This is a genomic window from Kitasatospora sp. NPDC001664 (genome assembly GCF_053596675.1).
In genome coordinates this window covers 79,619-100,341 of record NZ_JBSFGS010000003.1, presented here as the reverse complement: position 1 = coordinate 100,341, position 20,723 = coordinate 79,619, and the positions used below count along the sequence as shown (strand labels likewise).

Below are 20,723 nucleotides of genomic sequence, written 5' to 3'. Positions count from 1 at the left end.
AGGCGGCACCCGGGAGCCGGTCTCCGTGTCCGTCATCCCGCGGCCCCCTAGAACAGGAAGTACCGCTGGGCGAGCGGCAGTTCGGTGACGGGCTCGGACGTGACGGCCTCACCGTCGATGGTGACGGTGAAGGTGTCCGGGTCGACCCGGACGTCCGGCCGGGCGGTGTTGTTGACCAGGTGGTCCTTGGTGACGCCCCGGGTGTTGCCGATCGGGACGAACGCCTTGCCCAGGCCAAGGCGTTCGGCGATGCCGTCCTCGACCGCCGCCGGCGCCGTGAAGTTGACCGAGTTCGCGGCCGGCGCCCGGCCGATCGCACCGAACATCGGCCGCGGCAGCACCGGTTGGGGCGTCGGGATGGAGGCGTTGGCGTCCCCCATCTGGGCCCAGGCGATCTGCCCGCCCTTGACCACCAGCTCCGGCTTGACCCCGAAGAAGGCCGGCGACCAGAGCACCAGGTCCGCCAGCTTCCCGGTCTCCACCGAGCCCACCAGCCCGTCCAGCCCCTGCGCCACCGCCGGGTTGATCGTGTACTTGGCCACGTACCGCCGCGCCCGGTGGTTGTCCGCCCGGCCGTCCCCGGGCAGGGCGCCCCACCGTGCCTTCCCGACGTGCGCGGTCTGCCAGGTCCGCAGCACCACCTCCCCGATCCGCCCCATCGCCTGCGAGTCGGAGCTGATGATGGAGATGGCGCCCAGGTCGTGCAGCACGTCCTCCGCCGCGATGGTCGACGGCCGGATCCGCGACTCCGCGAAGGCCAGGTCCTCCGGCACGTGCGGGCTGAGGTGGTGGCAGACCATCAGCATGTCGAGGTGTTCGGCCACGGTGTTCGCGGTGTGCGGCCGGGTCGGGTTGGTCGAGCTGGGCAGCACGTTCAGCTCCGACACCACGCTGATGATGTCCGGGGCGTGGCCACCGCCCGCACCCTCGGTGTGGTAGGCGTGGATGCCCCGCCCGGCGATCGCCGCCAGGGTGTCCCCGACGAACCCGGCCTCGTTCAAGGTGTCCGTGTGGATGGCGAGTTGGGCCCCGCTCTCCTCGCACACCCGCAGACAGGCGTCGATCGCCGCCGGCGTCGCGCCCCAGTCCTCGTGGATCTTGAATCCCAGGGCGCCGCCGCGCAGCTGCGCGCGCATCGCCTCGGTGTTGACGGTGTTGCCCTTGCCGAGCAGACCGACGTTGACCGGCAGGCCGTCCATCGCCTCGAACATCCGGGCCAGGTGCCAGGAGCCCGGGGTGATGGTGGTGGCCTTGGTCCCCTCGGCCGGCCCGGTGCCGCCGCCGACCAGGGTGGTGATGCCGGATGCCAGCGCCTCGTCCGCCAACTGCGGGCAGATGAAGTGCACATGGGCGTCGATCGCCCCGGCGGTGAGGATCTTCCCGTTGCCGGAGATCACCTCCGTCTCCGGGCCGATCACCAGCTCCGGGTGGACGCCGTCCATGGTCTCCGGGTTGCCGGCCTTGCCCAGGGCGGTGATCCGGCCGTCCCTGATGCCCACGTCGGCCTTGACCACGCCCCAGTGGTCCAGCACCACGGCACCGGTGATCACCGTGTCGGGGGCGCCCTCGGCCCGGGAGGCCCGGCCCTGGCCCATCGACTCCCGGATCACCTTGCCGCCGCCGAAGACCGCCTCGTCGCCGCCGGCGCAGCGGTCCTCCTCGACCTCGATCAGCAGATTGGTGTCGCCCAGCCGGATCCGGTCCCCGACCGTCGGCCCGTACAGCGCGGCGTACCGCTCCCGGCTCAGCCTCAGCGCGTACCCGCTCATGCCAGCGCCCCTCCGACCTCTCCGCGCAGTCCGTGCACCTCGCGCCGCCCGCCGATCGGCACCAGCTCCACCGCCACCGGGATCCCCGGCTCGAAGCGGACGGCCGTCCCCGCCGGTACGTTCAGCCGTAGGCCGTAGGCGGCCTGCCGGTCGAACTCCAGCCCCGGGTTGGCCTCGGCGAAGTGGTAGTGCGAGCCGACCTGCACGGGACGGTCGGCGACGTTCAGGACCGTCAGCCCGGTCACGGGAGCACCGGCGTTCAGCCCGATCTCCCCCTCCCCGTACAGCACCTCACCAGGCGTCAGGGCCTCGGCCGCCGTCGTCACCGGCGCGGCCACCCGCGCGGCCACCGGCGCGCTCACCGGATCGGCCCGTGCACGGTGACCAGCTTGGTGCCGTCCGGGAAGGTGGCCTCCACCTGGACGTCCGGGATCATCTCGGCGATCCCCTCCATGACGTCCTCGCGGCCGAGCACCTCGCGGCCGGACTCCATCAGCTCGGCGACGGTCCGGCCGTCCCGGGCGCCCTCCAGCACGTGTGAGGTGATCAGGGCGACCGCCTCGGGGTGGTTGAGCCGAAGGCCACGGGCCCGCCGGGAACGGGCCACGTCGGCCGCGACGTGGATGAGCAGGCGTTCCTGCTCATGGGGAGTGAGCCTCATCTGCACACACCTCGGGAGAGATTTTTCGGCACACCGTAGCGGACCTTCGGAGCACGCACCACCCGCTCCCACCAGGGCATCTGACGCTCTTTTAGGGGAATTTACGATCAGATTTCCAAGCGATTTCCAGACCCTCTCAACACCATTCCCGAGGCGATTGCGAAGCTTTGACCCGGACCACGGATCCTCCAGCCGCCCCGCCCTCCCCACCGGCCCGTCACTGGAGCTTTCCACAGGGTTCGCCCGGTGGGCACCGACAGGGCGACGCCCGCCTCCTACCGTACGGACGGACAGGACACCGACCGGGGAGACGACATGACGGACCTTCACAGCCCAGAGACCTCGCGCCGCTGGTTCCTCCGGGCGGGCGGAGCGGTCGGCGTCGGCGCCGCCGCGTTCGGGTCCGGCATCGTGCCGGCCGCCGCCGCGGACGGCCAGGGTCACCAGGGCGCGGAGGAGGCCCCGGAGGCCCTGCGGACCCCCGGCACCCGCCCCGCCGTGCGCACCGGCACCGGCCTGGACCGGCTCCCCCACCCCCTGGTGGTCGCCCACCGCGGCGCCAGCGGCTACCGCCCCGAGCACACCATCGGCTCCTACGAGCACGCCCTGGACCTCGGCGCCGACGTGATCGAGCAGGACCTGGTGCCCACCAAGGACGGCCACCTGGTGGTCCGTCACGAGAACGAGATCGGCGGCACCACCGACGTCGCCGACCACAAGGAGTTCGCGGCCCGCAGGACCACCAAGACCATCGACGGCAAGGCCGTCACCGGCTGGTTCACCGAGGACTTCACCCTCGCCGAGCTGCGCACCCTGCGCGCCAAGGAGCGGCTGCCGCTCCAGCGCCAGCACAACACCCTCTACGACGGCCGCTGGGCAATCCCCACCTTCCGCGAGGTCGCCGAGTTCGCCGCCCGCCGCGCCCGCACCACCGGCCGCGAGGTCTGGCTCTACCCCGAGACCAAGCACCCCTCCTACTTCCGCTCCATCGGCCTGCCGCTCGAGGAGCGCCTCGCCGCCGAGCTCCGGCGCGCCGGGCTGGCCGGCCGCAACGGGCGGGCCGTCCTGCAGTCCTTCGAGCCGAGCAGCCTCCAGCGCCTGGCCAAGCTGGTCGACAACCCGCGCATCCAGCTGCTCAGCGACGCCGGCACCCAGCCCTACGACTTCGTCCTGGCCAAGGACCCGCGCACCGTCGCCGACCTGGTCACCCCGGCCGGCCTGCGCTGGATCGCCGGCTACGCCCACGGCATCGGCCCGACCACCAACCTGATCGCCCCGGTCGACCCCGCCACCGGCAAGCTCCGCCCGGTCACCACCCTGGTCGCCGACGCCCACGCCGCCAGGCTCCTGCTGCACCCGTACACCCTGCGCAACGAGAACGCCTTCCTCCCCGCCGACTTCCGCCGCGGCACCGACCCCAACGCCTACGGCGACTCCATCGCCTGGGCCCGCTTCCTGATGGACCAGGGCGTCGACGGCTTCTTCACCGACCAGACCGACACCAGCCGCCTCGCCCGCGCCGACTTCTGGGCGGCGAAGGGGATCTCCTCCTGACCTGGCGGAAGTGGTCAACCCGGGGGCGCGAGGAACTCTGCGCGGGGGAACGGCAGCACCTGCAACCGGCTGACGGGGCTCAGGTTGCAGGTGCGTCGCCTCCCGAACCGCGCAGTTCCTCGCGCCCCTGCGGGGCGCCTACCGGCACCACGGCCCTCGTCCACTGGACGCGAATATGACGACCGGTCTACTCTGCTGCCCATGGGAGCCAAGGGCGAGGAGACCCGGGCGCGGCTGGTCCGCGCCACCCGGGACCTGATGGAGGCGCACGGATACTCGGGCACCGGCCTCAACCTGGTGCTGGCCGAGAGCGGAGCCCCCCGCGGTTCGCTCTACTTCCACTTCCCGTCCGGCAAGGACCAGTTGGTCGCCCAGGCGCTCACCGAGGCCGGCCAGGAGATCGGCGCCATGATCGAGACCGTCGGCGCCTCTCACCCGGAGAACGCCGCCGCGACCGTGACCACCCTGGTCGGCCTGCTGGCCGAGCGGATGGAGCAGTCCGACTACCGCAAGGGCTGCCCGATCGCCACCGTCGCACTGGAGGTGGCGGCCACCAACGAGCCGCTGCGCCGCCTCTGCGCCGATACCTACGCGGACTGGCAGTCCACCCTCGCCGAGCTGCTGACCGAGGAGGGCCGGGACCGGGCCGCCGCCGACGCGACCGCCGGAGCCGTCCTCGCGCTGATCGAGGGCGCCCTCCTGCTCGCCCGCGTCCAGCACAGCCGCCTCCCGCTGGACCAGGCGGCCCGCTCGGCCGCCCTCCTGCTGGCCTGATCCACCCTCAGCACCGACCCGCACCCACTCACGTCCACGTCCACGTCCACGTCCACCACGTCGTCCACCACGTCCACAGAATATGTAGACCGGTCCACTCATAAGGAGTACCCATGTCCACCCTCGTCCTCGGCGCCAACGGCTTCATCGGCCGCTGGCTGGTCCTCGAACTCCTCACCCAGGGGCGCCCCGTGGCCGCCGCCACCCGCCCCGGCCGGGCCGCCGCCCTCCGTGACTGGCTCGCCGCCCACGACGCCCCGGCCGACCGCCTCACCACCGTCACCGCCGACATCACCCGCCCGGACCTCGGCCTCTCCCCCGCCGACGAGGCCCGCCTCCACGACGTCCGGGACGTCCACAACCTCGCCGCGCTCTACCGCTTCGGCCTCGGCCGCCCCGAGGCCCGGGCCGCCAACCACGACGGAGCGCTGCACGTCGCCCGCTGGGCGGCCGCCCGCCCCGGCCTCCGCCGCCTGGTCCACCTCTCCGGCTACCGGGTCGGCGACCGCCCCGTCCCGCTGCCGCCCGCCGAGGCCGACCGGCTGTACCGCACGCTCGGCGCCTACGAGGCCTCCAAGTCCGAGGGTGACTCGGCCCTGCGCGCCCTGGCACCGCAACTCGGCCTGCCGCTCAGCGTGGTGAGCCCCAGCGCAGTGGTCGGACACTCCACCACAGGGGAGGCCGGGCAGTACCTCGGCCTGGCCACCCTGGTCGACCAGCTGCACCGGGGCCGGCTGCCCGCCCTGCCGGGCAGCCGCCGCACCTTCGTCCCGGTGGTGGCCGTCGACCACCTGGCCCGCTTTCTGGCGGCCACTCCCGAGCACGACAGCGAACCGCTCACCCGGCACACCGTGCTCGACCCCACCACCCCCGAACTCCCGGAGCTGATCGGCCTCCTGGCCGCTCACCTGGGCGTCCGCCCGCCCCGGCTGCGGATCCCGGTCGGCCTGGTCCGCCGCCTCCCGCAGGCCCTCACCGGCGCCGACCCGGAGACCCTGTCCTTCCTGTCCGAGGAGCGCTACGACACCGCCTCCGCGGACCGGCTGGCCCGCGCCGCCGGCCTTGCACAGGCACCGGTCGCGGACGTCCTGCGCCGCTGGGCGGACCGCCTGGTCGCCGAGGACTTCGGTCGCCGGGCGGGTGCCTGACGGAGGCTCAGGGCAGTGGGACGAGGAAGGTGCCGTTGCGCTGGACGGCCTCGACCGTGACCTGCTCGCGGCGGGGCCGCACCACCTCCAGCGTGCGGTCCGCCGGCGCCTGCTCCACCCCCCAGCCCGGGCCGCTCAGCCGGATCCGCTCCACCCGCCGGCTGGCCGCCGCGAGCACGTACTCCACGCCCTGCGGCGAGCGCCACCAGGTCCACCCCAGGGTGTCCTGCTCGTAGCGGCTGCAGGCCCGCCCCTCCGCCCGCCCGGTCCGCTGCGCCGTCTTGGCACCCGGCAGCAGGACGGCGGTGGCCGCGCTGCCGTCCCCGCCCCACCGGTCGGCCCGCAGGCAGAGCCACTCCGCCCGCCCGGCGTTCTCCGGCAGCGCCTGCCCGGCGAACGCCCACAGGTTCAACTGCCGTACTCCCGCTGTGACATCGGGTGCCACACAGCCGGCCGACGCCCACAGCCGCAGCGCCTCCGCGCTCACCGCCTCCCGGGGCGACCGCGCCGGTCCCTGCTCCGGTGGCGGGGTGTAGCTCAGCCGGGCCGGCCGCAGCCCTCCCAAGTCGGCCAGCAGGAAGGCGTGTTGCTCGGCCACCACCGGGGTCGAGCGCAGCTGGAGCACCATCGGCGCCGGGCAACCGGTCGCCACCGCCACCATCGGGACCGGCCCGGTGACCCCGTCCGCCTTCGCCAACGGCTGTGCCGCGACCGCCGGTTGGTCGATCCGCCGGGTCTCGCTGCCGTCGATCCACGGCGCCAGCAGGTACCGAACGCCCGCGGCGGTCCTGGTCAGCACCACGGCCGCCGCGCTGGTCACGTCGGAGTCCTCGGCCCGCCCCAGCAGCAGCCCACCGGTCGGCCCGTCGGTGTACCGGGCCAGCCGGGCACCGTCGAACAGCAGCACCACCGTCGTGCCGTCCACCGTCCCGGCGTACAGCAGGTGCGGTGCCTCCACCGGCGGCCGGGCCACCGTACCGGCCTCCACCGCCGTCCCCGGACCCGCCGCCCGCCAGGCGGCCACCGCCCGGTCCACCAACGCCCCGTCGGTCCGCCGGTCCCCCCGGCCGGGCCAGGCGGTGAAGTCGACCCGGGCGGTCCGCCGCCACAGGTCGTCCGCGACCCGCACCACCTCCGACCGGGCCGCCGCCGCGGCCATCGGCGGCGGGGCGGACGGCGGCCGCACCGCCGTGGTCGACGAGGGCGCCGCCACCCCGAACCCCGCGGCGGTCAGTACCAGGACCCCGGCCACCCCGCCGGCCACCCGGCGCCGCCGCAGCAGGTCGCTCGGCTGCACCCGCACCCGGCAGGCGTCGAACCCCGGCCAGTGCTCCGGCCCGTCCCCGCGCGCCCGGGCCGCCGCCAACGCGGGCCCGGCCGCCCGGACGGCCCGCGCCGCCTCCGCCTCCGCCACCCCGGCCTCGACCAGCAGCCCGGTCACCCGGTCCGGCGTCAGACCGTCCACCAGCCCCAGCGCGAACGCCGCCCGCGCGGGGCGGGGCAGCGCCCCCAACTCCCGGTCCAGCATCAGCTCGTCCGGGTCGCCGCCCATGCTGAACAGCCGCAGCCCCAGCACCACCGGCCCCGGCCGCAGCCGGTCGCGCCGCCGAGGCCGCAGCACGCCCCGGAGCAGCCGCAGCCGCAGCACGGCGTACGTCTGCGCCGGGTTCTCCGTCTCCGGGCCCCGCAGCGGCAGCGCACGCTGCACGGCCGCGTGGGCGGCCAGCACCCGCCGGTGCCGCGTCCTGCCGTCCGGCAGCACGAACCGGGCGATCCCGACCAGCCGTGGGTAGTTGGCCACCAACGCCGCCTCGGCATCGGTGAGGCGGACCGATTCTCCGCTCAGCCCCAGCACCCTCAGCTCCCCACGTCGCACCGTCCCTGACCTACTTGTCCAACGACACGGATCATCCGACGGTTACGCCAACCGTGGCCCGAGGGGCCACGAGGGGCGCGGGGCCCTGCTGATCGGCGGCTCCGCCGCGCGGGCGCGAACCGGAAGGCGGCGCGCGTGAGTTCGGGGCACCTCAGCCGGTGGCACGCGCTGCCGTTCCGCTGCGACCCCGGCCCGGCCGCGCGTGCCCCCGGCGCTACTTCCGCACCTCCACCGTGTCCCCGACCGCCACCCGCTCGTAGAACCAGCGCGCGTCCCCCCTCCCCAGACCGATGTCCCCGGCCGTGGACCCGCTGGAGCCCGGCGCGCGCCAGGGCATCTCGGCGATCCAGACCGAGGTGCCGTCGGGGGCGGAGAGCTTCACCGCCCAGTTCAGTTCGAGGTGGTACGTGCTCTTGTCACCCACGGTCAGGAACGGGCCGGTCTGCGAGTCCATCACCACCACCGCCTGACGGGAGATCACGGTCATCCGCCCGGACGGGGTCGGGGAGCCCGGTCCGCCCACGCTGCACGGCCGGGCGGCGTCCGTCCCGTTGACGCGCACGTCGAACGAGGAGAGGTCGACCACCGCGCGCACCTGGCCGGGCGGCAACGGCTCCGGCCCCGGGTCCTCGGTCGCCGACGGGACCGGCTGGGCCGCCACCTCCAAGGGCCGGTCGGCCGGCGGCGGCGTGCCGAACGCCGTCGAGACCACCGGCGCCGGCCGCCCGCTCAGCTCCTCGACAGCCGGTCCGCTCCCCGGCCAGAGCACCGCGCCCCCGCCGATCGCCAGCGCCGTGCCGAGGGCGGCCATCCCGGTCCGCCGCCGTCGCCGCCTGGCCCGCCCGGCGTGGCGCAGGGCCTCGTACGGCAGGGGCAGCGCGGTCGGCGCCTCGGCGGCCATTCCCCGGATCAGGACGGTCAGTTCGTCGAGCTCCGGCGTCGCGTCGCTGTCATGCACAGTGGTTCGCCTCCGTCCGGCGGCCGCCCTCGACCACGGTCAGTTGGTCCGGCTGTTCGCGCAGGTGCTCGGCCAGCGCCGCCCGGCCGCGGGAGAGCCGGGCCTTGACGGTGCCGAGGGCCGCTCCGGTCTCCGCGGCGATCTGTTGCAGCGACAGGTCGCAGAGGTGGTGGAGCACCACCGCCTGCCGCTGCGGTGCGGGGAGCCGCCGCAGCGCGGCGACCAGTTCGGTGTGCTCCAGGCCGGGCGCGGCGGCGACCTGCGGGGCGAACCGCATCCGCTCCTGCTCAAGCTCGCGCCCGCGCCGGGCGCGCCGCCAGCGGCTCACCGCGAGCCGCCAGGCGACGGTGCGGATCCAGGCCTCCGGGCCGCCCTCGTCCCGGCTGAGCTTGGACCTGCGGTCCCACCCCCGGACGAAGGCCTCCTGGACGGCGTCCTGCGCCTCCCCGAAGTCGCCCGTCATCGCGTACAGCTGACGCACCAACAGGGCGAAGGAGGCGCGGTAGAACGCGCCGTACTCCTCGTCCGTCATCTTCCGTCCCGCCCCGTTCGTTCTCTCCGACCTGCCTGCACACCTGTCTACGCACGGCCCCGGAGGAAGGTTGCACCGGCTTCGAACGGATCGACAGATCGTTCGTACTGGACAGTAGGTCTAGTTCCAGCCGAGTTCATCTGATGCTCTCCCGGCGTCTTGCCGCCGGTGACCGGCCACAAGTTGACTGCACAACACCTCGTCCGTTGACGAGCCCCCGTCACCCTCAGACCCTCTCACCTCGGAGCCTCGATGCCCCACCGGTCCCTCCGCCGTGCCGTCACCGCCGCCGCCGCTGCCGCCGTGCTCGGCACCCTGGCCGTCCCCTCCGCGCACGCCGAGTCGGCGCCCGTCACCGTCGCCCCGCTCAAGGTGCTGACCTACAACGTCTTCCTGATGAGCACCAGCCTGTACCCGAACTGGGGCCAGGACCTGCGCGCCAAGGAGATCGCGGCGGCCTCCTTCTTCCAGGGCAACGACGTGGTGGTGCTCCAGGAGGCGTTCGACAACGCCGCCTCCGACAAGCTCCAGTCGCTCGCCAAGGCGGCCTACCCGTACCAGACCCCGGTGGTCGGCCGCTCCACCTCCGGCTGGGACGCCACCTCCGGCAGCTACTCCTCCACCACCCCGGAGGACGGCGGCGTCACCCTGCTCAGCAAGTGGCCGATCCTGCGCAAGGAGCAGTACGTCTACAAGGACGCCTGCGGCGCCGACTGGTGGTCCAACAAGGGCTTCGTGTACGCCGTGCTGAACGTCAACGGCCAGCGCACCCACGTGGTCGGCACCCACCTGCAGTCCACCGACTCGGGCTGCTCCAGCGGCCAGCCGGCCACCGTCCGGGCCGCCCAGCTCACCGCGATGAAGAACTTCATCGACGCCAAGAACATCCCGGCGAGCGAGCCGGTCATCGTCACCGGCGACCTGAACGTCAACTCGCACGACTCCGAGTACCCGTCGATGCTGGCCAACGGCAACCTCGCCCCGGCCACCAGCCGCACCGGCTGGGTCAACTCCTTCGACACCGCTGACAACTCCATCGCCGCCTACCGCTACCCGGGCGAGCCGAAGGAGGACCTGGACTACGTCCTCTACCGGGCCGACCACGCCCGCCCGCAGAGCTACACCAACAACGTGGTCCGCTTCCACAGCAACCCGTGGACCGTCTCCAGCTGGGGCAAGAGCTACACCTACAACGACCTCTCCGACCACTACCCCGTGGTCGGCGGCTGAACGGCCCTGCCCTCAGCCTGACCTGACCGCCCCCGGAACCGCCTGCACGCGGCTCCGGGGGCGCAGCAGTTCGTCCGGCGTGACGAAGCGGTAGCCCCGCCGCCGCAGGCCGTCGACCACCAGCGGCAGTGCCGCCACCGTCTGCGAGCGGTCACCGCCACCGTCGTGCATCAGCACCACGGAGCCCGGCCTCACCTGCCGCAGCACCCGGTCGGCGATGACCTCCGCTCCCGGCCTGGCCCAGTCGTTGGTCTCCACGTCCCACAGCACCGTGGTGAGCCCCAACTCGGCCACCCGCTCCATCAGTTCGGGGCTGCGCCCGCCGTAGGGCGGCCGCATCAGGGTGGGCAGGCCGGCCCCGGAGGCCTCGGCCAGCGCCTCCCCGGTGGAGCCCAGCTGGTGCCGCAGCCCGGCCGGGCCGAGGTCGGGCAGGTAGGCGTGCGACCAGGTGTGGTTGCCCAGGACGTGGCCCTCCGCCACGATCCGGCGGACCAGCTCCGGGTGGGCCAGCGCGTGCAGGCCGATACAGAAGAAGGCCGCCCGGATGCCGTACCCGCCGAGCAACTCCAGGACCCGGGGCGTGTGTTCGGGATGCGGCCCGTCGTCGAAGGTGAGCGCCACGGTCGGCTCGACCCCCTCGGCCTCCCCGCCCAGCAGGCAGCGCCCGGCCTCGACGAGAGTGCGCTCGACCGGCCCGGAGGCGGCCTCGGCCTCCGTCATCTCCCGTTCCCGGCCGCTCATGATCCAGCTGCCCAGCCCCAGCGGCACCAGCTCGCCGAACCGCGAACTCCCCAGTCGGGCAAGCTCGTCGGCCGAGTCCCGGCCGTCCGCCAGCAACGGCGGATCGGCCCGGTAGACCGCCACCCCGGCCTCGGCGAGTAGGCCGTCCAGCAGCCCGTTGGCACTGTCCACCACCACCGCCAGACCCTCCGGCGCCCGTGCCGCGAGCTCCGCCAGCCGGGCCACCGGACGCTCCGGCCCGCACCGCCCGTACAGCTCCTCCGGGCCCACCCGGCGGCCGGCGCCGTCCGTCAGGGCGATCCGATAGCCGTCCCGGGCCAGGCCCACACCGGCGAACCACATCCGACGCCCTCCCCGGGCTCCGCCTACCCCGGCACCCCCGGGCGATCCCGATCATAGGAGCGAGTGGCCGGATACCGCCCCTCCCGGAACATCACGATCCGGTCCAACTCACCCACCCCGCACACGAACTGACGACTCACCAACAACACCCAATTCGCTTGCGACGGCCCCCTGCCGCCGTCCTACAGTGCCGCTCATACGCCTCGGACCGAGCGCCGCGCCCCGCGCGGTGCCGATCCGCCGCGCCCTCCCCCGGCCCGTCCCACTCCCGAGGACCCCTCATGACCCGCGACAGTCCGTTCCCGGCCCCCGAACCCGGGCCCGACCGCAGACCCCTGACCGGCGTCCTCACCGCGGTGACGGCCGGGCACCTGGGCACCGCGATCGCCCTGGTGACGCTCCCCTGGTTCGTCCTGGTCAGCACCGGCAGCGCCGCCGCCACCGGCCTGGCCGCCTTCTGCGAACTGGTCCCGTACGTGCTCTGCAAGGGCCTCGGCGGCGGCCTGGTCGACCGGCACGGCGCCCGCGCCGTCTCCTGGACCACCGACGCCGCCAGCGCCCTCGCCGCCGGGCTGATCCCGCTCCTGCACTGGCTGTCCCTGCTCCCGCTGCCCGTGCTGCTCGTCCTGGTCGCGATGACCGGCGCGGTCCGCGGGCCCGGCGACCTGGCCAAGGACGTCCTGCTCCCCGACACGGCCGACCGCGCCGGAGTGCCGATCGAGCGGGCCACCGGCCTGCTCGGCGCCGTCCACCGCCTCGCCGACACCGCCGGCCCCGCCCTCGGCGGCCTGCTCACCGCCCTCACCGGCCCGCTCACCGGCCTGGCGGTCAACGCGGCCTCCTTCGCCCTCGGCGCCCTGCTGGTCGCCCTGCTGCCCGACCCCGTCGGCCGCCCCGCGCCCGCCCCCACCACGCCTCCGACCATCGCAGCTCCGACCACCGCACCGCTGACCGCCACACCTCCGACCACCGCACCGCTGATCACCGCACCTCTGACCGCCACACCCGAACGGCCCAGCCGCGCCCAGGGGTTGGCCTTCCTACGCACCCAGCCGCTGCTCCTGCTCCTCACCCTGCTGGTCTCCTTCACCAACCTGGTGGACGCGGCACTCACCGGAGTGCTGCTCCCCGTCTGGGCCCGCGAGTCCGGCCACGGGCCGGCCGGCATCGGCCTGGCCGGGAGCGCCTTCGGCCTGACCGCCCTGCTCGGCAGCCTGCTGGCCGCCGCCGTCGGGCCCCGGCTCCCCCGCCGCCCGGTCCTGTTCCTCGGCCACCTCCTCGCCGGCGCCCCGCCCTTCCTGGTGCTCGCCCTGGACGCCCCGCTCGGGCTGGTACTCGCCGTCTTCGCGCTCGGCGGCTGCGGCGCGGGCTTCATCAACCCGGTGGTCGGTGCCGTCCTGCTCGAACGGACACCCCGTCACCTGCTCGGCCGGGTCCGCGCCGTCCGCGACTCCGTCGTCTGGGCGGGCATCCCCCTCGGCGGCCTCCTCGGCGGCCTGGCCGTCACCACCGCCGGCACCACCCCCACCCTCCTCACCGCCGCCGCCCTCTCCACCCTCGCCGTCCTCCTGGCCGCCCTCCACCCCGCCTGGCCACACCTCGACCGCACCCCCTCCGACACCCCGCCCCGTCCCCACCCCTGCACCCGACCCCCCTACCGCCCCACCCGCCCCTCCGACCGCCGCACCCTCCCGGACCTCACTCCGATCCGCTGACCCCGACTCCCCTCCGACCGCTCGACCCCACGTCGGCCGTCGGGTCCGGGGCCGGTCGGGTTACGATCCACCCGTTGCAGCGCGGACGGTCATCGGTGCACGTGGCGGTGCTCGGTACGGTGCGTGCAGGCAGCGACACGCCTGGTTCGAAGAGCACGTCGCAGAGGGGGAAGTCGCGTGGATGTCAGCGGAGTTCCGAACGCCGTTCCGGCCGAGGGTGGTCAGGGGACCGAACCGTCAGAACTGTTCGCCCGGCACCCGGCGATGGAGGAGCTGGCCCGGCTCCTCCAGACGCTGGACGCCGAGGGCGGCGCGGCGCCCGTCGAACGGCGGATCGGCGGCCCGCTGACCGGCTTCGCCCTCGGCCGGCCACCCCGTTCGGAGTCCCTCGGCGTCTGGGAGTTCGCCCCCACCGGGGAGAGCGGCGGCCCGGAGGAGGAGAAGACCGTCGCGGACCGCCGCCGCCTCGCGGCCCGGATCGCCAAGGCCACCCCCGCCCTCCCGCTGATGCCCCGTCTCCTGACGGTCCGTCTGCTGCTGGAGCTCGTCGCCCGCGGCACCTGGCCGCCCGGCGACCGCTCCCCCTTCGCCCTGCTCTCGGCCGCCGTCGACCCCCTCGGCCTGCTCGACCCGGACACCCTCCCGGGCGAGGAGCTGGAGGCCACCGCGAGCCTGGCGGTGCTGGTGCTCTCCGTGCTCGACTTCCAGGCCGCGGACCGCTCCGAGCAGGCCCGCTACGAGCACCTGGTGGAGTCCTTCGGCACCCTCATCCTGGCCGCCTCCCCCGAGCGCATCACCGCCTACGTCTCCCCGGAGCTCGCCAAGGCCTTCGGCGTGATGGTCGACGTGGACCACGTCATGGATCTCGCCAACCACACCCTCCTCGACCCGGTCACCCGCGCCGTCGAGGCCATCGCCGAGGCGGGCGACGCCAGCGCGCAGAAGCACTCGCGCCTGCTGCTCTCCGTCCACGGCCGCTTCCCCGACCTCACCCGCGCGGCCCTGGACGCCATCGGCCGCACCGAGCTCACCGGCCCGGTCGGCGCCTGGGCCGTCGACGAGGCCAGCGGCAACTGGACCTTCGTCGCCTGGCGCAAGCCCGACCTCTTCGAGGTCACCCAGAGCGGCCGCCGCCCCGGCTGGCGCCACTTCCAGCTCCCCCCGGTCACCAACCCGGCCGGCCTGGCCCGCGGCCTCGGCCTCAAGGGCCGCCAGCCCAAGGCCTCCGGCACCCTCACCCAGCCCACCCCGGTCGGCCAGGAGCTCCTCGACGCACTCGGCCTCAGCCACCCCTTCCCGCCCTCCGAGGACGACGAGCCCACCGCCTGATCCCCGCCCCGCCCCCGCCACGACCCTCCCCGACCTGACGATCGAACCGGCCGACCTGACAGAGCATCAGGCTAGTCTCGCCCCATGCCCCTCCTGATCACCGACGAGCAGCGCCGCTCCCGGCTCGGCCACCGCCACCTCCTGCGGGCGGCCGACCGGGCGGCCACCGTCCCCCCGGTGGCCGACGCCCTGGCCGGCCTGCACTCCACCGACGCCGCGACGGTCTACCTCTCCGTCTGCGCCCGCCTCGCGGAGCCCTCCGCCGAGGCCGTGGACCGGGCCCTCTACGAGGAGGTCTCGCTGGTCAAGCTGCTCTCCATGCGGCGCACCATCTTCGCGGTGACCGAGGAGTTCGCCCCGTACGTCAACTCCTCGACGGCCAAGGCCATCGCGGTCAAGGAGCGGGCCACCCTCCTCAAGCACCTGCGGGAGGGCGCCGAGGGCTGGGACGAGGCCCGCCTCGCCGAGACCGAGCGCGACGCCTTGGCCGCCCTCGCCGCACGCGGCCAGGCCACCACCTCCCAGCTCGCCGAGGACCTCCCGGCCCTGCGCGAGACGATCCTGATGAACCCCGGCAAGTCGTACGGCGGCCACCAGAGCATCGGCAGCCGCCTGCTGCGCCTGCTCGCCTCCGACGGGCACGTGCGCCGCTGCCGCCCGCGCGGCTCCTGGCTGAGCAGCAGCTACGCCTGGGCACCGGTCCCGCAGCTGCCCGACGTCCCGGTCCGGGAGGCCAAGGCCGAGGTGGCCCGCCGCTGGCTGGCGGCCTTCGGCCCGGCCACCGAGGCCGACCTCAAGTGGTGGACGGGCTGGACCCTCGGCGACACCCGCAAGGCCCTCGCCGACCTGGCGGCCGTTCAGGTCCGGCTCGCCGACGGCACGGTGGGCCTGGTCCTCCCCGGCGACGAGGAGACCCCCGACCCCACCGGCCCCTGGGCCGCCCTGCTCCCCGGCCTCGACCCGACCACCATGGGCTGGCGCGGCCGGGACTGGTACCTCGACCCCGCGCACGTCCCCGCCCTCTACGACCGCGCCGGCAACGCCGGCCCCACCGTCTGGTGGAACGGCCGCATCATCGGCGGCTGGGCCCAACGCCCCGACGGCGAACTGGTCCACCGCCTCTTCACCGACCCCGGCACCGAGGCCCGCACCGCCATCGAGGCCGAGGCCACCCGCCTCGCCTCCTGGCTCGGCCCCGTCCGCGTCACCCCGCGCTTCCGCACCCCGCTGGAGCGCGAACTGGTCAGCTGACACCACCGCCTGGGAGGATCACCCGATGCCCTCCCCCCTCCACGAGTCCTGGCTCCACGGGATCGCGGTCAACCCGGCCGCCCCTGCCGAGGTCCTGCTCCGTCTGCTCGCCGCCCCCGAAGCGGGTGAGGCACGCATGACGCTCTGCGGCGAGGGGCACCTGCCGCCGGAGGTCTGGGAAGCCGCGCGCCACCACCCGGACTTCCGGGTCCGCCGGCACCTGGGCCGCAACCGCCGCATCCCGCCCGAGCTGCGCGGGTTGCTGGCCGACGACCCCTCCGCCATGGTCCGGGCCTGGATGGCCACCGGGCCGCGCGAGTGGGTCTGGCCCCGCACGCCGCTGCCGGAGGAGGTGGTGGTGAAGCTGATGACGGCCGCGACCGACCCGGACGACCTGGTGACCGCCGACGAGATCGCCTCGTCACTCCCCTTCTCCCGGCAGATCCCGGACTCCTACTACCGCAGCCTGCCGACCCACCCGAACCCCAAGCTGCGCATCCAGGCCACCTTCACCTGGCAGAGCCTCACCGACGACCAGCGCGAGGCCCTCCGGGCCGACCCGGACCCGGCCGTCCGGGCCTCCGCGCAGCGGGGCGACCGGGAGTACGACCCGGCCGCGACCGAGGCCGACCTCCCCGAACGGGACTGCCACGCCCGCGTCCACATCCTGCTCCACCACGCACTCCCGCAGTCCGTGATCGACCGGTGCTTCGCCGATCGGCGCGACCTCTGGGCACTGGCCACCAACCGGCACACCCCCGCCGACGCAGTCGACCGCCTGGCCCGCGATCCCGACCGCACGGTCCGCCTCGCGGTCGCGCAGCGGAACGACGTCGGCCCCGAGGTGCTGGCCCTCCTGGCAGAGGACCCGGACGAGGAGGTTCGCGCCCACGCAGCGGTCCGCCCACTGTTCCAGGCCCGACCGCACAGCTCCCCCGGGTGGCAGCCCCCCGCCCCGGCCGGCCCCGAACTCACCGCCTGGTACCGGGCCTGCGCCACCTCACCCCACCTGCTGGCCCGTCAGGCCGTGGCCGGCTCGCCGATGCTCCCGCCGGAGCTGATCCCGCTGCTGGCCGCCGACCCCGACGCGTCGGTCCGCCACCTGCTCGCGGAGTACCAGGGCAACGCACCCGCCGAAACCGTCCTGGAGGCGTTCGTCGCCCGGCCCGACCTTCGCGAGACCCTCCACCTGACGACCCGTCTCCCCCGCACCGGCCTGGGGCACCTGCTCGCCCACCAGGACCCCGGCGTCCGCGCCCTGGCCGCCGCCGACCCCACCCTCCCCGAGCCCCCGGTCGCCCTCCTCGACGACCCGTCCCCCGAAGTCCGCCGGGCAGCCGCCACCAACCCCCTCCTCCCGACCGACGTCCTGGAAACCCTCCTCCAGGACCCCGACCTCGCCCGCCCGGCAGCCGCCAACCCCTCCCTCACCGGCCCCCGTCTCCACGCCCTCCTCGACGCCGCCGGTGTGCCCCGTCCCTGACCCACCCCTGACCCGCCCTCAGAAGCCCCCGCCCCAGCCGAAGGTGAGCCCGTACGCCCGCCCCATCGCGTGCCACCCGCGCCCGCCGTCGTACTGCACCCAGGCCCGCGCGACGGCGAACCACACCGCGAAGACCCCGAGCACGACACCGACCACGACGAACGTCCCGAAGCACGCCAACAGCACCACCGCGACGACCACCAGCCCCGCCCCGAGGTGAGCGTCCCCCAACTTCAACGGCGCCTCGGCCCGCGCCACCCGCCCCGCCGCCCGCTCCTCGGCGAGCCGCCGCTCCCGCACGTCCTGCGGTTCGTCCTGGTCGAAGTACACGGCGCCTCTCGGAAAGTCTGCTCGGGGATCGATCGCACACGAGGCTACGTCAGCGGGCCCGCCGCCGACCGAAGGTGGAACGGTACGCACGCCTGACGGCGACCGGCCACTCCTCGCCGTCACTCCGCGCCACAGCGAGGTTGAGCACGTACACCAGCAGCATCACCGCGGCGAGCACCCACACGAACTCCAGCACGCCTCGATACGCGGAGAGGGCCATGGCCCCGGCCACCCCCACCGCCCCGACGTGCGCCCACCCGAGGTCGAGCGGCGCCGCGAGCCGCGCCGCCCTCCGCTCCTCCCTGACCGCGGCCCGCCTCTCCCGCGCCGCCACCTTCGCCGCCGCCCGCTCCCCGGCGAGCCGCCGCTCCCGCACGCCCTGCGGTTCGTCCTGGTCGAACTTCACGTGTCCCCCGATGGCTCTACAACTCACGACTCATCCGACCGCGGAGACTACCCCCCCTGACGCCCCGTCATCCGGGCGGGGCACCTCAGTCTCGCCGCCACGTGACATCCTGGCCGTCATCAACAGAGCGAGGAGGAAAACCTCACTTCATGCACAAGCCAACTGCAGCCCTGCGTACTCTTTCCGAGATCGTCATCAGCGCGAATGTGGGAGTGATTCACCTGAGGCGAGTCGGCGAACTACTGGTGGCGAGGGCCGAGCTGAGCAACCGGATTCTCTACTCAGACCGAAAAATCAATGTCCTGATGAATTCCTCGCTGATCTCATGTTCGGAACCGCTGCCGTCGAGCAATCCTATGTGAGCGCCTGGGAGGCGTGCGAATCAGGCACCGACGAATGGCGCACGAGCGAAGGGCTTCCAGCCCTGGACAGTGCATTGCACCGCGCCGCCGAGTACTTTCTCGAGATCGCCGGGCAAGCATGGTCGACCCCTGAGGTGCAGCCTCGACCTTCTGTACGAAATCCAGCCATGGCCACGAAGGACGCTGTCAAGGGAGGGCTGACCAATGCTAAAAGGCATCCACGCAGTTCGATGGCATGAGCTCCAGGATGCCTGCGGCCCCGCCCGGGACGTTCCCGACCTGCTCTCACGGGCAGCCTGGGGCGACGCTCCGAGCTCTCGGGATGCAATCGATCGCCTCAAGGACCACATCTGCGAACTCGGCTTCGTCGTGAGAGAGGCGACCGCTCCGGCCATTCCCTTCCTGGTGGAATTGGCCGAAGCGCCACACATCCAGTGCAGGCCGGAGATTCTTGATCTGCTGCTGAGCATCGCACGGGCCAACCAATGGAGCAACGCAGCGGCAGCCATGCCGTCGGATCGCGCCGGCAACTACGCGGAACCGTTGGACTGGGAACGTGCATGCCGCTCCGCACTCCACGACGCCGCACCCTCCCTGCAAAAGCTGGCGTCATCCCTGGAAACCGAAGTAGCACAACCGGCCCGTAAAATTATTCAGCTCCTGAAAGACCCCGACGATTCGGGCCGACAATCTCATGAACATACGCCTCGGAAACGGACGAATCCGGAGATGTCGCAATAAGCGGACGGTCTGCGCAGAGGCTCGGCCGGGGTTCTCCAACCGAGCCTCCGGCAGCCCCCCTGACGACCCGCCACCCGATCGGAGCGCTGCGGGTGCGGCGCGCCGACGGGCCGTCCTACGGTGCCGGGGTGGGGGCGGACCTACGAGAGGTGAGCAGTTCCATGGCAGCGAAGTTCGAGCTCTACACCGATGAGTCGGGCGTGCACCGGTTCCGTCTCAAGGCCAGCACGGGCGCCGTGATCATCACCAGCGAACCGTACGAGACCCAGGAACAGTGCATGAAGAGCATCGAGTCGATCCGCAAGGCCGCGCCGTATGCGAAGGTCTCCGAGGCCACCGCGGCGGCACCGGCGTAGTCCGCCGCACCGGAGGCCGGCCCACGACGACGAGGTGGGCCGGCCTCCGGTGCGCGTGCGCGACGGTCCGTCAGTAGACGCTGACGCCGTAGGCGGCGAGCGCCTCGGTGACGGGCTGGAAGAAGGTGGTGCCGCCGCCGCTGCAGTTGCCGGAGCCGCCGGAGGTGAGGCCGTGGGCGGTGTTGCCGGAGAAGAGGGCGCCGCCGCTGTCGCCGGGCTCGGCGCAGACGGTGGTCTTGATCAGGCCGCGGACGCTGCCCTCGGCGTAGTTGACGGTGGCGTTGAGGGCGGTGACCTTGCCGCTGTGCACCTTGGTGGTGCTGCCGCTGCGGGTGACGGTGGTGTTGACCGTCGGGGTGGAGGCGGCGGTGATCCGGCGGGTGGTGCCGTTGTAGAGGTCCACGCTGGAGGGCGGCACCGAGCCGTTGGTGTACTTGACGATGGCGAAGTCGTCGCCCGGGAAACGGGAGTTGGTGGTGTCGCCCAGCTTGGTGGTGTGCCCGGAGGTGGTGTACCAGGACGGGGCGTCGTTGCCGCAGTGACCGGCCGTCAGGAAGTAGTAGGTGGTGCCCTTGCGCACGTTGAAGCCGAGCGAGCAGCGGAAGCTGCCGCCGTAGATGGCGTCGCCCCCGGCCAGCTTGATGCTCAGGGTCCCGGGCACCCGCTCGACCCGCACCGCCCCGCCGAGCTGCTCCGCCACTCCGGCGACCTGGGCCAGCCGCTCCCCGCCCACGCTGTCGTCCACCGTCAGCACCACCTGGTTGCTCACCGGATCGACCGCCCAGGCCGTCCCGGGGACGGCGGCCCGGCGGTCCAACTCGGAGGTGGCCGAGGCCAGTTCGGCACCACTACGACTCACCAACCGGGGCAGCGCACCGGTCACCCGCACCTGCTGCGCGGCGGCCGGGTCGGTGACGTTGACCACCAGGCGGCCGCTGTCGTCCAGGTAGGAGCCGGCCGTGCGGCCCTCGCCCAGGCTCTGCTGCAGCCCCTCGGCGAGGGCGGTGACCTGGTCGCCGGTGGGGGCCGGGCGGGCGGTGGCGGTGGTGGGTGCGGCCAGTGCGGCGGTGGTGGCGAGCAGGGCGGTGGCCGCGAGCAGGGCGGCGGGGCGGCGGTTCCTCATGGGTCTCTCCGTGGGGGTTCAGGAGCCGGGGGAGGCGTTTCC

At 73.7% G+C, this 20,723-nt stretch carries 20 protein-coding genes; 10 read left to right on the top strand and 10 right to left on the bottom strand.

Annotated features, from left to right (window positions below; genetic code table 11):
* Positions 1 to 47 precede the first annotated feature (47 nt).
* Genes ACWCYY_RS05240 through ACWCYY_RS05230 form a run of 3 tightly spaced genes read right to left on the bottom strand, consistent with a single transcriptional unit; the run spans position 48 to position 2,430 of the window.
* Positions 48 to 1,769, bottom strand: coding sequence for an urease subunit alpha (locus ACWCYY_RS05240; protein WP_449795165.1), 1,722 nt, complete (start codon positions 1,767 to 1,769; stop codon positions 48 to 50).
* Complete coding sequence (locus ACWCYY_RS05235; protein WP_380148679.1) at positions 1,766 to 2,074, bottom strand: urease subunit beta; 309 nt, start codon at positions 2,072 to 2,074, stop codon at positions 1,766 to 1,768. Before ACWCYY_RS05235 ends, ACWCYY_RS05240 begins: the two co-directional genes overlap by 4 nt.
* A gap of 53 nt (positions 2,075 to 2,127) precedes the next feature.
* The gene (locus ACWCYY_RS05230) at positions 2,128 to 2,430 is read right to left on the bottom strand and encodes an urease subunit gamma (protein WP_380148431.1); all 303 of its coding nucleotides are present in this window, start codon (positions 2,428 to 2,430) and stop codon (positions 2,128 to 2,130) included.
* A 315-nt stretch (positions 2,431 to 2,745) separates the two neighbouring features.
* On the opposite strand from ACWCYY_RS05230, the gene ACWCYY_RS05225 reads away from it, so the two are divergent.
* The 3 genes from ACWCYY_RS05225 to ACWCYY_RS05215 all read left to right on the top strand — a co-directional run bounded on the left by ACWCYY_RS05225 (position 2,746) and on the right by ACWCYY_RS05215 (position 5,906).
* A complete protein-coding gene (locus ACWCYY_RS05225; protein WP_380148429.1) occupies positions 2,746 to 3,984 on the top strand; it encodes a glycerophosphodiester phosphodiesterase in 1,239 nt (412 codons plus the stop codon).
* Between the two features lie 201 nt (positions 3,985 to 4,185).
* Complete coding sequence (locus ACWCYY_RS05220) at positions 4,186 to 4,758, top strand: TetR/AcrR family transcriptional regulator (RefSeq protein WP_380148427.1); 573 nt, start codon at positions 4,186 to 4,188, stop codon at positions 4,756 to 4,758.
* A gap of 113 nt (positions 4,759 to 4,871) precedes the next feature.
* Positions 4,872 to 5,906: an SDR family oxidoreductase gene (locus ACWCYY_RS05215; protein ID WP_449795164.1), complete on the top strand. Its 1,035-nt coding sequence runs from the start codon at positions 4,872 to 4,874 to the stop codon at positions 5,904 to 5,906.
* Between the two features lie 7 nt (positions 5,907 to 5,913).
* Here the strand turns inward: ACWCYY_RS05215 and ACWCYY_RS05210 are convergent, their stop codons facing one another.
* The 3 genes from ACWCYY_RS05210 to ACWCYY_RS05200 all read right to left on the bottom strand — a co-directional run bounded on the left by ACWCYY_RS05210 (position 5,914) and on the right by ACWCYY_RS05200 (position 9,272).
* Positions 5,914 to 7,761: a hypothetical protein gene (locus ACWCYY_RS05210; RefSeq protein WP_380148424.1), complete on the bottom strand. Its 1,848-nt coding sequence runs from the start codon at positions 7,759 to 7,761 to the stop codon at positions 5,914 to 5,916.
* A 235-nt stretch (positions 7,762 to 7,996) separates the two neighbouring features.
* Positions 7,997 to 8,740: a L,D-transpeptidase gene (locus ACWCYY_RS05205; protein ID WP_449795163.1), complete on the bottom strand. Its 744-nt coding sequence runs from the start codon at positions 8,738 to 8,740 to the stop codon at positions 7,997 to 7,999.
* Positions 8,733 to 9,272 carry a SigE family RNA polymerase sigma factor gene (locus tag ACWCYY_RS05200; protein WP_345288715.1) on the bottom strand — a complete coding sequence of 180 codons (540 nt, stop codon included), beginning with the start codon at positions 9,270 to 9,272 and terminating at the stop codon, positions 8,733 to 8,735. Before ACWCYY_RS05200 ends, ACWCYY_RS05205 begins: the two co-directional genes overlap by 8 nt.
* 252 nt (positions 9,273 to 9,524) lie before the next feature.
* Here ACWCYY_RS05200 and sph point away from each other — a divergent pair, with 252 nt between their 5' ends.
* Positions 9,525 to 10,502, top strand: coding sequence for a sphingomyelin phosphodiesterase (sph, locus tag ACWCYY_RS05195; protein ID WP_449795162.1), 978 nt, complete (start codon positions 9,525 to 9,527; stop codon positions 10,500 to 10,502).
* Between the two features lie 12 nt (positions 10,503 to 10,514).
* Here sph and ACWCYY_RS05190 read toward each other — a convergent pair whose 3' ends face one another.
* Positions 10,515 to 11,585, bottom strand: a complete 1,071-nt coding sequence (locus ACWCYY_RS05190) for a polysaccharide deacetylase family protein (RefSeq protein WP_345288717.1) — start codon at positions 11,583 to 11,585, stop codon at positions 10,515 to 10,517.
* 281 nt (positions 11,586 to 11,866) lie between these two features.
* Between ACWCYY_RS05190 and ACWCYY_RS05185 the strand changes: the two genes are divergently transcribed.
* The 4 genes from ACWCYY_RS05185 to ACWCYY_RS05170 all read left to right on the top strand — a co-directional run bounded on the left by ACWCYY_RS05185 (position 11,867) and on the right by ACWCYY_RS05170 (position 17,363).
* Positions 11,867 to 13,300, top strand: a complete 1,434-nt coding sequence (locus ACWCYY_RS05185; RefSeq protein WP_449795161.1) for an MFS transporter — start codon at positions 11,867 to 11,869, stop codon at positions 13,298 to 13,300.
* 177 nt (positions 13,301 to 13,477) lie between these two features.
* On the top strand, positions 13,478 to 14,629 hold the full coding sequence (locus tag ACWCYY_RS05180) for a hypothetical protein (protein ID WP_449795160.1): 1,152 nt from the start codon (positions 13,478 to 13,480) through the stop codon (positions 14,627 to 14,629).
* Positions 14,630 to 14,713: 84 nt separating this feature from the next.
* The gene (locus ACWCYY_RS05175) at positions 14,714 to 15,880 is read left to right on the top strand and encodes a winged helix DNA-binding domain-containing protein (RefSeq protein WP_449795159.1); all 1,167 of its coding nucleotides are present in this window, start codon (positions 14,714 to 14,716) and stop codon (positions 15,878 to 15,880) included.
* A 25-nt stretch (positions 15,881 to 15,905) separates the two neighbouring features.
* A complete protein-coding gene (locus tag ACWCYY_RS05170; RefSeq protein WP_449795158.1) occupies positions 15,906 to 17,363 on the top strand; it encodes a hypothetical protein in 1,458 nt (485 codons plus the stop codon).
* Between the two features lie 18 nt (positions 17,364 to 17,381).
* On the opposite strand, the gene ACWCYY_RS05165 is transcribed toward ACWCYY_RS05170, so the two are convergent.
* Positions 17,382 to 17,693: a hypothetical protein gene (locus tag ACWCYY_RS05165; protein WP_449795157.1), complete on the bottom strand. Its 312-nt coding sequence runs from the start codon at positions 17,691 to 17,693 to the stop codon at positions 17,382 to 17,384.
* Between the two features lie 49 nt (positions 17,694 to 17,742).
* Positions 17,743 to 18,099, bottom strand: a complete 357-nt coding sequence (locus ACWCYY_RS05160) for a hypothetical protein (protein ID WP_345281109.1) — start codon at positions 18,097 to 18,099, stop codon at positions 17,743 to 17,745.
* A gap of 566 nt (positions 18,100 to 18,665) precedes the next feature.
* On the opposite strand from ACWCYY_RS05160, the gene ACWCYY_RS05155 reads away from it, so the two are divergent.
* Together ACWCYY_RS05155 and ACWCYY_RS05150 are read left to right on the top strand one after the other, a co-directional pair.
* Positions 18,666 to 19,202 carry a hypothetical protein gene (locus ACWCYY_RS05155; RefSeq protein WP_449795156.1) on the top strand — a complete coding sequence of 179 codons (537 nt, stop codon included), beginning with the start codon at positions 18,666 to 18,668 and terminating at the stop codon, positions 19,200 to 19,202.
* Positions 19,203 to 19,363: 161 nt separating this feature from the next.
* On the top strand, positions 19,364 to 19,558 hold the full coding sequence (locus ACWCYY_RS05150; RefSeq protein WP_449795155.1) for a YegP family protein: 195 nt from the start codon (positions 19,364 to 19,366) through the stop codon (positions 19,556 to 19,558).
* 70 nt (positions 19,559 to 19,628) lie between these two features.
* Here ACWCYY_RS05150 and ACWCYY_RS05145 read toward each other — a convergent pair whose 3' ends face one another.
* A complete protein-coding gene (locus ACWCYY_RS05145; RefSeq protein WP_449795154.1) occupies positions 19,629 to 20,681 on the bottom strand; it encodes a S1 family peptidase in 1,053 nt (350 codons plus the stop codon).
* Positions 20,682 to 20,723 lie beyond the last annotated feature (42 nt).